At 38.1% G+C, this 12716-nt stretch carries 10 protein-coding genes, 1 riboswitch and 1 other annotated feature; all 10 genes read left to right on the top strand.

Annotated features, from left to right (window positions below; translation table 11 throughout):
• A partial coding sequence (gene recD2 / locus RT445_RS09840; RefSeq protein WP_483869413.1) for an SF1B family DNA helicase RecD2 occupies positions 1-2321 on the top strand: 2321 nt, incomplete at its 5' end.
• Between the two features lie 151 nt (positions 2322-2472).
• Complete coding sequence (gene hpaB / locus RT445_RS09835) at positions 2473-3906, top strand: 4-hydroxyphenylacetate 3-monooxygenase, oxygenase component (protein WP_312506730.1); 1434 nt, start codon at positions 2473-2475, stop codon at positions 3904-3906.
• 56 nt (positions 3907-3962) lie between these two features.
• Positions 3963-4128: riboswitch (M-box (ykoK) riboswitch) on the top strand.
• A gap of 246 nt (positions 4129-4374) precedes the next feature.
• Positions 4375-5340, top strand: coding sequence for a magnesium transporter CorA family protein (locus tag RT445_RS09830; protein WP_274793870.1), 966 nt, complete (start codon positions 4375-4377; stop codon positions 5338-5340).
• Positions 5341-5408: 68 nt separating this feature from the next.
• Positions 5409-5624 (top strand) — a binding site (T-box leader).
• Positions 5625-5739: 115 nt separating this feature from the next.
• Positions 5740-8400: an alanine--tRNA ligase gene (gene alaS, locus RT445_RS09825; protein WP_312506729.1), complete on the top strand. Its 2661-nt coding sequence runs from the start codon at positions 5740-5742 to the stop codon at positions 8398-8400.
• An 88-nt stretch (positions 8401-8488) separates the two neighbouring features.
• A complete protein-coding gene (locus RT445_RS09820) occupies positions 8489-8755 on the top strand; it encodes an IreB family regulatory phosphoprotein (protein ID WP_004226839.1) in 267 nt (88 codons plus the stop codon).
• Between the two features lie 2 nt (positions 8756-8757).
• Complete coding sequence (ruvX, locus tag RT445_RS09815; protein WP_274793868.1) at positions 8758-9174, top strand: Holliday junction resolvase RuvX; 417 nt, start codon at positions 8758-8760, stop codon at positions 9172-9174.
• Positions 9175-9192: 18 nt separating this feature from the next.
• On the top strand, positions 9193-9501 hold the full coding sequence (locus tag RT445_RS09810; protein WP_274793867.1) for a DUF1292 domain-containing protein: 309 nt from the start codon (positions 9193-9195) through the stop codon (positions 9499-9501).
• A 490-nt stretch (positions 9502-9991) separates the two neighbouring features.
• Positions 9992-10522 carry a DUF1292 domain-containing protein gene (locus RT445_RS09805; protein WP_274793866.1) on the top strand — a complete coding sequence of 177 codons (531 nt, stop codon included), beginning with the start codon at positions 9992-9994 and terminating at the stop codon, positions 10520-10522.
• A 148-nt stretch (positions 10523-10670) separates the two neighbouring features.
• A complete protein-coding gene (mltG, locus tag RT445_RS09800) occupies positions 10671-11798 on the top strand; it encodes an endolytic transglycosylase MltG (RefSeq protein ID WP_312506728.1) in 1128 nt (375 codons plus the stop codon).
• A 283-nt stretch (positions 11799-12081) separates the two neighbouring features.
• Positions 12082-12714: an O-methyltransferase gene (locus RT445_RS09795; protein ID WP_274793864.1), complete on the top strand. Its 633-nt coding sequence runs from the start codon at positions 12082-12084 to the stop codon at positions 12712-12714.
• Positions 12715-12716: the final 2 nt, after the last annotated feature.

The following is a 12716-nucleotide window of genomic DNA, read 5'->3' as shown; positions in this document are numbered from 1 at the left end:
AAATTCGAGAGACAAACTTACAATATGAAGATAAAGAGATTATCATTGTTGGTTATTTTCCACCGCTACAAATGGATGAGCAATATCGTTTTACAGGGATTCTAAAGCAACATCCTAAATATGGAGCTCAATTTCAAATTGAGACTTTTACAAAAGAGGTACCTGCAACCGAACAAGGCATTATACATTACTTATCCAGTGATTTATTCGTAGGAATTGGGAAAAAAACGGCTGAAACGATTGTTGAAAAATTAGGAGCTAATGCACTCCGTGTTATTTTGGAAGATCCTAGCGCGCTCGATGCTGTACCACGGCTATCTACTGAAAAAAAAGAAGTGATTCATCGCACCATTGAGCAAAACTTAGGCTTAGAACGAGTGATGATTCAGTTAAATGAGTGGGGCTTTGGACCACAGCTCGGGATGAAAATTTATCAAACCTATCGAACTGAAACAATTGAATTATTAACAGAAAATCCATACCGTTTGATTGAAGATGTTGAGGGGGTTGGTTTCTTTCGAGCTGACGAATTAGGTGCGAAATTAGGCATTACTGGCAAACATCCTGATCGTGTCAAAGCAGCGATTTTCCATGTTTTAAATACGGCTGCATTATCGGATGGACATGTATATCTTGATGCTGAACATGTTTTGCCCCTCGTTAAGGATATGCTTGAACAAAGCCAACGACAGGAGATCCCATTTGAAGACATTTCTAAAGCGTGTATCGAACTGCGTGAAGAGGGAAAAATTTGTGGTGAAGAAACTCGGTTATATTTACCATCACTTTATTTTTCTGAGGTAGGCATTGCATCGAAAATTGTTTCGCTCATTGAACGAAATAATAAGGCGGAGCATTTTAGTAAAGATGAAATTCGTAAAGCTATTGGTGAAACAGAGGAGTTACTTAATGTTACCTATGCCGAAACACAGGCCAATGCTATTGAGCAAGCCTTAAATTCAGCGGTCATGATTTTAACGGGCGGCCCTGGGACTGGGAAAACGACTGTTGTCCGTGGAGTCGTTGAAGTATATGCAAAGCTGCATGGCTTATCATTAAACCCAAAAGAATATGCGCAAAAAGAGGAGCCTTTTCCAATCATTCTTTGTGCACCAACTGGACGTGCTGCTAAACGATTAGCTGAATCGACTGAACTTCCTGCAATGACTATTCATCGACTACTTGGCTTTACAGGGCAAGAAAAAGAAGAAGAGACAGAGCGTGAGGTGACTGGCAAGCTGATTATTGTGGACGAAATGTCCATGGTGGATACATGGCTTGCTCATCAGTTATTAAAAGCATTACATGAAGATGTTCAGGTTGTCTTTGTAGGTGACCAGGATCAGCTTCCACCCGTAGGTCCAGGACAGGTGTTAAAGGATTTATTAGCATCCAAGCAATTGCCGACGGTTGAATTAACTGATGTCTACAGGCAAGCTGAAGGTTCTACGATTATTGAACTTGCCCATCAAATAAAAAAAGGAACCATTCCCTATGATCTTACAGCCAAAACATCAGATCGTTCATTTATTAAGGCTTCAGCTGATCAGGTTGCGAATGTCGTTACGCAAGTTGTAAAAAGTGCGGTGGCAAAAGGTCAAGAAATTCGTAATATTCAAGTGCTAGCCCCCATGTATAAAGGACCTGCTGGCATTGATAATTTAAACAAAATGATACAAGAGCTCATCAATCCAAATGATACGGGTACTCGAAAAGAGCTTGTCTTCGGCGATGTCACCTATAGGATAAAGGATAAAGTCCTGCAGCTAGTCAATCAACCTGAAAGTAATGTTTTTAATGGTGATATGGGGGAAGTCATAAGTATTATTAAGGCGAAGGAAACAATAGAAAAGCAAGATTTACTAGTCGTTTCCTTTGATGGTATTGAAGTAACCTATCAACGTAGTGATTTAAATCAATTGACATTAGCCTATTGTTGTTCAATCCATAAATCACAAGGCTCTGAGTTTCAAACCGTTATTATGCCTGTTGTCAGAGGATATTCAAAAATGTTGCGTCGTAACCTTTTATACACAGGCATTACACGTGCAAAAAATTTCTTGATACTTTGTGGTGAACCTGATGTGCTGGCAGATGGCTTACAGCGTACGGACGATCTACAGCGATTCACTTCCTTACGAGCTAGACTCAACCCAATGGATATGAATGATGAGGTTATTGAAGTCGAGGCAGTCTCAGTGGAAGAAGAAGAGAGTAAAGAGCTATCCAATGAACAAAAGCTAACGGCAGAAACAGCACCTTATATTCATCCGATGATTGGTATGGAGGATATCTCTCCGTATGATTTTTTGGATGACTAAAGTAGTTACCTCGATCAATAAGAACATGTACCCGATTAGACTGACAGTATCTAATCGGGTTTTTTCTACTTAGCTGTGTCGTCACCTAATTTTTGGACATTTCATATACTAGATAAGTACAAAAACATAGGAAATGTATAGGGGTGACAGTATGGCAATAATGACAGGGCAGCAGTATATTGAGCGCATTGATGCTTTGAAAACGTATATTTCGATTGATGGAGAAGTTGTGACAGGAAAGGTGTCAGAACATCCTGCCTTTAAAGGGGTTATGCAAAGTCAAGCGAAACTTTTTGATCTACAACATCAAAGGGCACTTCTTGAAAAAATGACATACGAATCGCCAACTAGTAAAGAGAGAGTCGGCATGTCATTTCTTCAGGTTTTGACTCCAGAAGATCTTGTGAAAAGACGCCAAGCTGCAAGGGAATGGGCCTTAGCATCTAACGGTTTTTTAGGAAGAAGTCCTGATTATATGAATACGACGTTAATGGCCCTAGCTTCTGCATCAGATTTTTTAAAAGATAAACCAAACTGTTTTCCTGAGCATTTACTAAAGTTTTATGAGTATGCTCGTGAAAATGATATAACGATGACACATACCTTTATCGAACCACAAGTGAATCGTCAGCGCTACTACCATGAAAATGAAGATATTACGATTGCGGCAAAAATTACCGAGAAGACAAGTGAAGGTTTAGTCATTAAAGGGGCAAGATTATTAGCAACACAGGGTGGTATAACAGATGAATTGCTCGTTTTATCTACAAATGGCTATGATGAAGGAAAAGGTTTCGGCTTTTCTATACCGAGTAATACGAAGGGCTTAAAGTTTTTATGTCGACAATCTTTTGTAGGCGGACATTCTACTTTTGATCACCCTTTGAGTGCTCGTTTTGAAGAAATGGATGCGATCGTTGTATTTGATGATGTAGTTGTCCCATGGGATCGTGTTTTTTACTATGAAAATGTCGACGTTGCTAATCAATTTATGAATGTGAGTGGATTCCAGGCCTATGGCTTGCATCAAGTACTGTCTCGTCAAATTGCCAAGACGGAGTTTATCCTAGGGGTCATACAATCAATTGTGGATACAATTAATATTGGAGAATACCAACATGTACATCAAAAAGTGGTGGATGTCATTGTGGCTTTAGAAACGATGAAAGCATTACAATTAAAATCAGAAATAGAGGCACAGAGAGATTTGTTTGGCTTTATACGACCTGACCTATCCACGCTACAGGTCGCGATTCAAATTTTCCCGAAAGTGTATCCAACCTTCACAGATATTGTCCAGCTACTTGGGGCAAGCGGTTTAATGTCTATACCAAGTGCAAAAGCATTTGCAACAGATGACGGTGATCTTGATCACTACTTACAATCAATCCGAGATACAGGCGAAGAGCGAGTAAAAAAGTTCCGTTTGGCTTGGGATTTAACGATGAGTAGTTTTGGCACAAGACAAACACTTTATGAACGCTTTTTCTTTGGTGACCCTGTACGTTTAACTAGCCTGCTCTATCAGTCTTATCATCGGGAGCATTTCGTTCAGAGAGTGGAAGATTTCTTGAAGAGTGATTGATTAATTGTTTGACAGTTGTGATTGTATCCGCTATGATTTGTAGGAATAAAAGAATAAACTCCCTTCGTTAGGTGAGGCTCCTATGCTGGAGATACGCTACTACCCAAAAATGTCGAGAGACGCCAATGGGTCAACAGAAATCATCGAAATAAGGTGTTTTTTAACGTAGCTGGACATAATCCTATGCCGCATAGTGCTAAAACTCAACGTTTGAAGGTAACAAGCATGCAATGTTTTTTATTGCTATTTTTTGATATGTGTATTCAACACGCCTTCATTCGTAGAAGGCGTGTTTTTGTTATGAAAGGAAGGTGATGAGAAATGGATAGTAGTCCTGAGCCGAATAAGTACTATTTAGGTAAACAGCAACAATTAAAAAGTCGTCAATTTCTGATCACCGACGCAGACAAAAGGTAAGTTTGATTACCTTTTGTTACTTTCTCATAACAAAACACGAGGTGAAGTATAATGATTAAAATTCACTATTATGAAAGCAATAGTAAGACAGTGCAACATGATTTCAATATGCTTGATATACAACTTCCTATTCCTAACGGAGATTTATTATGGGTGGATTTATATGCTTATCGATATAATGAATTAAATAATATAGCAGATGTCTTTGGCTTTCATCCACTAGCAGTGGAAGATTGCTTACATGAAGGATCACGTCCTAAAATGGATAACTATGGTGATTATAAATTTTTTGTTTTCCATGCGCCTATCTACAATGAAAAAAGTAACAATGAAATTACAACTGTTGAGTTAAATATTTTTATGGGGCCAAATTATGTAGTCACTGTTCATAAACAGAAATTACAATGGCTTGGTCATATGGAAAAGGTTTGCTTCAATAGTTCAACGTATATGGAAAAAGGCACTGATTTTTTACTGCATACGATTATTGATGGAATTACAGATGAGTATTTTCCGGTATTAGAGCGCATCCGAGCACGCATTGATGAACTGGAAGAGGAAATTTATGATTATCAACCAAAAGTCGTTACCGAGGAATTTCTTGCGCTGAAGCGGAACATTATTTTAATTCGCCAAGCTATTATGCCGCAAAGAAGAATTTTTTCAACTATGAATGGTCAATGGAAATTTGACATTCAAGAAGATAATATTCCATTCTATAAAGATTTAAATGACCATTTAGAACGTCTTGTTGATTCTACGGAGACCTATCGTGATTTAGTCAACAGTACGCTAGATACGTATTTTTCAATTATTAGTGGGAAATCTATTGAAAAACTAAACTTATTAACTGTAATCTCGACGATTATGTTACCACTTTCTGTGATTACTAGCTTTTTTGGTATGAATGTACCTTTACCTTATCAAGACTCGCCGATTACAACAATTACGATCAGTGCCTTCTTAGTGTTATTTACATGGGGCATGTGGGTCTACTTCAAAAAAATGATTGCATAGCTATCGTTTGTTATACTAGTACTAATTGACAGCACAACAAATTTTTTTTATAATTTTCGATAGAAAAAGTAAAAACGATGATGGAGACAGTACGTATTTGTATGTGAAAAGAAAGGGATTTCTAGGCTGAAAAAATCCTCACAACAGCAAATGCCGAAAGCTACTCCAGAGTGCAGCTAATCCCTGCCGTTCACTGACGTTACAAGTGCTAAAGAGGTAAGTAAGAGCGTTTACTTACAACTAGGGTGGTACCGCGAGACAAATGACAAGTCCTCGTCCCTTTTTTGGGGATGAGGGCTTTTTTTATTTTCTTCGGTAGAACCTTAAAGGTGTAATTCATGTAGATTGCAGGATTCATATCGTGATTTTACAATATAAAAAATAGGAGGAATTTATCCAATGAAAGCAGTAGATATTCGCCGAATGTATTTGGAATTTTTTAAAGAAAAGGGGCATCATCATGAGCCATCAGCACCTCTTGTGCCAATAAATGATCCATCATTACTTTGGATTAACTCTGGTGTTGCGACACTTAAACCGTATTTTGATGGTCGTGTCATTCCTGATAATCCACGTATTACAAACGCACAAAAATCAATACGTACAAATGATATTGAGAATGTTGGGAAAACGGCTCGTCACCATACGTTCTTTGAAATGCTTGGAAACTTCTCTATTGGTGACTACTTCAAAAAAGAGGCTATTCATTATGCATGGGAGTTTTTAACAGATAAGAAGTGGATGGGCTTTGATCCAGAATTATTATCGATTACAATTCACCCTGAAGATCAAGAAGCTTATGATGTGTGGCATCAAGAAATTGGTATTCCAGAAGAACGTTTAATTCGTTTAGAAGGGAACTTCTGGGATATCGGAGAAGGTCCATCTGGTCCGAACTCAGAGATTTTTTATGATCGTGGCGTAGAATACGGCTCAGATGAAAATGACCCTGAGATGTACCCAGGTGGGGAGAATGAACGTTATCTTGAAATTTGGAACCTTGTGTTTTCTCAATTTAACCATAATCCTGATGGCACTTACACGCCACTACCAAAACAAAATATTGATACAGGTATGGGCTTAGAGCGTATTGTATCCGTTGTTCAAAATGTACCAACGAACTTTGATACAGATTTATTTATGCCAATTATTGAAAAAATCGAGGAATTTGCTAACCGTCAATATAAACGTCCGTCCGAAGTAGACTTAAATGAAATTTTCGGCTCAGAGGAAGATATTAATACACCATTTAAAGTGATTGCAGACCATATTCGTACAGTAGCATTCGCAATTGGTGATGGAGCACTTCCTTCAAACGAAGGCCGTGGCTATGTACTTCGTCGCTTATTACGTCGTGCTGTTCGTTATGCAAAACAAATTGGTATTGAAAAACCATTTATGTTTGAATTAGTGCCAACTGTGGGTAAAATTATGGAAGACTTCTATCCAGAGGTAACGGAAAAATGTGAATTTATTCAACGCGTTATTAAAAATGAAGAACTTCGTTTCCATGAAACATTAGATGGAGGTCTTGCTATCTTTAATGAAGTAGTTGAATCACAAAAAGCAGCAGGCCATGATTATATTCCAGGTGCAGATGCTTTCCGTTTATATGATACTTATGGCTTCCCTATCGAATTAACAGAGGAATACGCAGAGGAAGTAGGCATGAAAGTTGATCATGATGGTTTCGAGGCGGCGATGGAAGAGCAACGTGAGCGCGCTCGTGCAGCACGTCAAGATGTTGATTCCATGCAAGTACAAAATGAGGTATTAGCAAACTTAACAGTTGCAAGTGAATTTGTTGGCTATGATACGTTAACAGCTAATACTGAAATTGCTGCAATGATCGTCAATGGCCAAGTTTCCAAAGTAGCTTCAGAAGGTCAAGAAGCATTAGTCATTTTAGCTAAAACACCTTTCTACGCTGAAATGGGCGGTCAAATTGCCGACAGCGGTACAATTTCAAATGATAGCTTTACTGCTGTAGTAAAAGATGTTCAAAAAGCACCAAATGGGCAACCACTTCATACTGTAGTAGTTGAATCTGGTGAAATGCATGTAGAAGATGCAGTGCAAGCAGTAGTAAATCGTGATGACCGTAATTTAATTATTAAAAACCATACAGCAACACATATTATGCAACGTGCATTAAAAGATGTGTTAGGCGACCATGTTAACCAAGCTGGTTCTTATGTAGGTCCTGACCGTTTACGTTTTGACTTCTCACACTTTGGTCAAGTCACAAAAGAAGAGTTACAACAAATCGAACGTATTGTAAATGAAAAAGTGTGGGATGATATAGAGGTCATTATTGAAGAAAAAGCTATAGATGAAGCGAAAGCAATGGGTGCAATGGCATTGTTCGGTGAAAAATATGGTGATGTTGTTCGTGTAGTTTCAATCGGGGATTATTCTATTGAGCTATGTGGTGGTATTCATGTAAAACGTTCTTCTGAAATCGGCTTCTTCAAAATTGTTTCAGAAGGTGGTATTGGTGCAGGGACTCGCCGTATTGAAGCTGTTACAGGTAAAGTTGCTTATGAAGCGGTTAAAGAAGAAGAGGCTCTTTTAAATGAAGCAGCTGCATTATTAAAAGCAAACCCTAAAGATATCGTAACGAAAGTTCAGGCATTACAAGCTGACTATAAAGAATTACAACGTGAAAATGAAGCTTTATCGCAAAAAATCGCTAATGCTCAAGCAGGAGCTATTGTTGATGCAGCACAGACAATTGGAGATGTGACGGTTCTATCTACAAAAGTAGAAGCGAAGGATAACAATCAACTGCGTCAAATGATGGATGACCTGAAAGCGAAAATGCCAAAAGCAGTTATCGTACTTGGCGCTGTTGATGGCGAAAAAGTAATGCTATGTGCAGGTGTTTCCAAAGAATTAGTTGGTGGCAATTACCATGCAGGGAATATTGTGAAAATGGTCGCAGAAGCATGTGGTGGTAAAGGTGGCGGTCGTCCAGATATGGCGATGGCAGGTGCAAAAGATGCTTCAAAACTTGATGAAGCTCTACTTTCTGTGTATGATTATGTTAAATCCATTTAATTAATTCACCAAAACATGTTATAATAAAGAGAAATTGGAGATGAGCTTGTTTGCACATCTCCTTATTTCTGAAAGCGAGGTGCTGGTCATGAGTTCATTTGATCAAACGATGAAATTTAATTTTCCAGAAGAATCAATGGAACAGGAAGTCAAGCAGGTAATGTTGAAAGTACATTCTTCATTAGAGGAAAAGGGATATAATCCTATCAATCAGATTGTTGGTTACTTACTTTCTGGTGATCCGGCGTATATTCCTCGCCATCAGGATGCTCGTAATTTAATTCGCAAGCTTGAGCGTGACGAAATTCTAGAAGAGCTTGTTAAATTTTATATCAAAAAGAATAACGAGGACTAGAAATGAGAATTATGGGATTAGACGTTGGGTCAAAAACCGTAGGCGTTGCTGTAAGTGATGCACTCGGTTGGACCGCCCAAGGTATTGAAACCGTAAAAATTGATGAAGCGAATGGTGAGTTCGGCATTGAACGTATCGCCGAGCTAGTAAAGGAATACACTATAACAGAATTTGTTGTAGGTTTTCCGAAAAACATGAATAATACGGTTGGACCGCGTGGAGAGGCTTCTGAGAACTATAAAAAGCTATTAGAAGAACATTTCTCACTACCGGTCAAATTATGGGATGAACGTCTAACAACGATGGCTGCTGAACGTATGTTAATCGAGGCGGACGTGAGTCGCAAAAAGCGTAAGCAGGTCATTGATAAAATGGCAGCAGTGATGATTTTACAAGGCTACTTAGATAGCAAAAATTAATTGATGAGGTGACAATACATGGCACAAGAGCATAACCATGAAGAAGAATTACACGTTCAACACATTACAGTGATTGACGAGAACGGAAATGAGCAGCTTTGTGAAGTGATTCACGTTCATGAATCTCCAGAGTTTGGGAAATCATACGTATTTTACTCAATGGTAGGCGCAGAAGAAGATGAAGATGGTTCAGTTGAAATTTTCGTATCTTCATTCGTACCTTCTGAAAATGGTGAAGATGGTGAATTAACACCAATCGAAACTGAAGCAGAGTGGGATATGGTAGAGGACGTTTTAAACGCTTTAGAGGATGAATACGAAGACTAATCTTCTTACTTAAAGCTTGGAACAAGGATCGCAACTTGCAGTCCTTGTTCCTTTTTTATTGGGGTCTATTTTATAGGGGTGCGGAAAACCTTAAATATGTGAATCCGATTGTGTTTAGAGAGTAGAAAGGTTGTTAATGATAAATGAGATTGCTTATAAACTGGCAGGGTTCGCTTAAGAATAGAGGATAAGCGCTCATGTATTGGCAAGAGCCGCTCGCAAATTGAGGATAGGCGCTCATAAACTAGTTGTAGCCGCTCGGAAGTGAAGGGTAAGCGCTCATAAACAGGTGGTAGCCGCTCGGAAGTGAGTAGAAAGCGCTCAAACATAGGCAGGCCCCGCTCGCAAGCAGAGTGAAACTGCTCAAAAGGTAATCCCCAATCCAACCTAGATATAGGATGAAAGCATTTAAAAAGTAACTAGCTTAATTAAGAAAACAAAAAAATACTCAATAACATGACAATAAACTGTCATAAAAGGAGGAAATCGAATGAATGAAGAAACGCAAGAATTTATGATAATCGGAAAAGATGGGAAGGAACAACGTTGCCATGTGGTCTTTACATTTGATGCAGAAGACAAGTCCTATGTGTTATTTTCAATTTTAGATGAGAGTGGTCAAGAAATCCCAGGTGATCTTTCAGCGATGACATTTGATTATGATGACAATAGTGGTGAGATGATAAATTTACAACCTGTTGAAACAGATGCGGAGTGGGAAATGATTAATGAAGTGGTGTTAACACTTCTTGATGAGTTTGAGGAAGATGAACCACAACTTATTACGGTGACAGAGGAAGACGGGACAGATCATGTTTGTGAGGTTATTCATACGTTTTCATCTGAGCAATTTGGCAAATCGTATGTTTTATATGTTCAAGCGACGGATGAACCTATTGACGAACGAGATATATTTGCTGCACAATATATTGCTGGAAACGATGGACAAATTGAAGAATTGTTGCCGATTGAGACGGATGAAGAGTGGGAATTTGTTGAGGAAGTATTAAATACTTTATAGTTTGAACGATTTCTATAAGCTCAAAAATCTGCTAACAATGATTGTTGGCAGATTTTTTACATATGTAATTTCTCCTGAATTGTCGATTTCTGTTTGTCGTGAAAGTTGATTTCTAGTATGATAATGTTTAGTGATAGGGGGGAAACCCGTGGATAACGGTTCTAAAAAACAAGAAATGTTTTCAAAAATGCAAGAAAGAAAATCTGAGGTAAAAGTTGTGAGAAAAATCGTTGCAATTATTGCCGTTGTTTTCGTGCTAATAATAGGTGTAGTTGGATTATTTGGGTACAACTATGTAAAGGGTGCATTAAAACCACTTGATCCTAATGCAACAAAAACAATAGCAGTAGAAGTACCAATAGGTTCGAGTTTAACCTCCATTTCTACATTACTAGAGAAAAAAGGTGTCATTAAAGATGCACGTGTTTTTAAATACTATGCTAAATTTAAAAATGAATCTCAATTCCAGGCAGGAAATTATGATTTAACACAGGCAATGACATTTGATGAACTCATTGAAAGCTTGAAAACAGGGAAAGTATATCGTAAGCCAGTCTTTACGATGACTGTTCCGGAAGGCTTAACACTTGAGCAAATTGGTAAGGTAATTGAAAAGAAAACACCATACACACAAAAAGAATTTATGGATCTTGTGACAAGTGAAGAATTTGTGCAACAAATGATGGCAAACTATCCTGAGCTTGTAACAGATGCTGTGTTAGCAGATAACATTCGCTATGACTTAGAGGGCTATTTATATCCAGCGACCTATTCTTACTTTGAAGAAAAACCATCTTTACAAGCAATCGTAGAAGAGATGATAGCAGCCACAAATAATGTGGTTAAGAACTATCATGATGTTTTAGCAGAAAAACAAATGTCAGTTCATCAACTATTAACGTTTGCTTCATTATTGGAGGAGGAAGCTACTGCTCAAACAGATCGAGAGACAATAGCAAGCGTCTTCTATAATCGTATTAACGAAGGAATGCCTTTACAAACAGACCCAACTGTTTTATATGCACTTGGAGATCATAAAGATCGTGTTCTATTTGAGGACTTAGAAGTCGATAATGCCTATAATACTTACAAAAATAAAGGCCTACCACCTGGACCAATAGCTGGTGCTGGTAAGACTTCGATTGAGGCTACCTTGAACCCAAGTCAAACAGATTATTTCTATTTCTTAGCAGATAAAGAGGGTGTCAACCACTTCTCGAAAACATATGATGAACATTTACAGAAAATAGCAAAATATTTACAAAAAGAAGAGTAAGCTTATGTAAAGCTTAAAAGCATATAGCAAACAGATGGATAGAAGGAAAGAAAAATAGCTTTCCTTCTATTTTCATGCTATTATAAAGTGTGATTTTTGATCAATCCGTTCATTTATGCGGGACAAATATGCGTGGTGGCAATTGTTTGCATATCTAAACAATTGCTCATTTTTGTATGGCAAAGTACCAAGACATCACGTTTGGTCTTTTTCTTTTTGTTGATAAATGATGAAGTACAGACAACAGCAAAATGCTTGTTGCTTTTTAAATGAGGGTGAAACAATGGAATTATCAGATGCATATATACAATCATTTATACAGCCACGTAATGAATTGCTTTTAGAAATGGAAGCATATGCGGAGGAGAATCATGTACCGATAATGCAACTAGCAGGGATTGATGCATTAAATCAACTGTTACGTATTCAAAATCCGTCAAAAATTTTAGAGATTGGCACGGCAATTGGTTATTCTGCTATTCGAATGGCGGAGGCCTTGCCTGACGTCCATATTGTTACAATTGAACGTGATGTAGAGCGTGTAACAAGGGCGAAAGCCTATATTGAACGTTCAACCGTATCACAACGAATTACGGTCATTGAAGGTGATGCTTTAGAGGTGGACGATGAGGCCATTCACACGACATTCGATGCTGTTTTTATCGATGCCGCAAAGGGACAATACCAACGCTTTTTTGAAAAATATGCCCCTTTAGTAAAATCAGGTGGAGTTTTGTATATCGATAATATGTACATGCATGGGTTGTCTGATTTAGATTTGAAGGATGTTCCACGTCGTAAGCGGACAATGATTCGCAATTTAAAAAACTTCACAGATTGGATCATGAAGCACCCGGATTATACAAGTGCTTTTTTACCAGTCGGTGACGGTTTATTACTATGCTTGAAGAGGTGACT

The sequence above is a fragment of the Lysinibacillus sp. genome (assembly GCF_032093475.1).
Taxonomy (GTDB): Bacteria; Bacillota; Bacilli; order Bacillales_A; family Planococcaceae; genus Lysinibacillus; species Lysinibacillus irui.
Note: the sequence above shows the minus strand (reverse complement) of the source record. Positions and strands in the feature narration are given on the sequence as shown.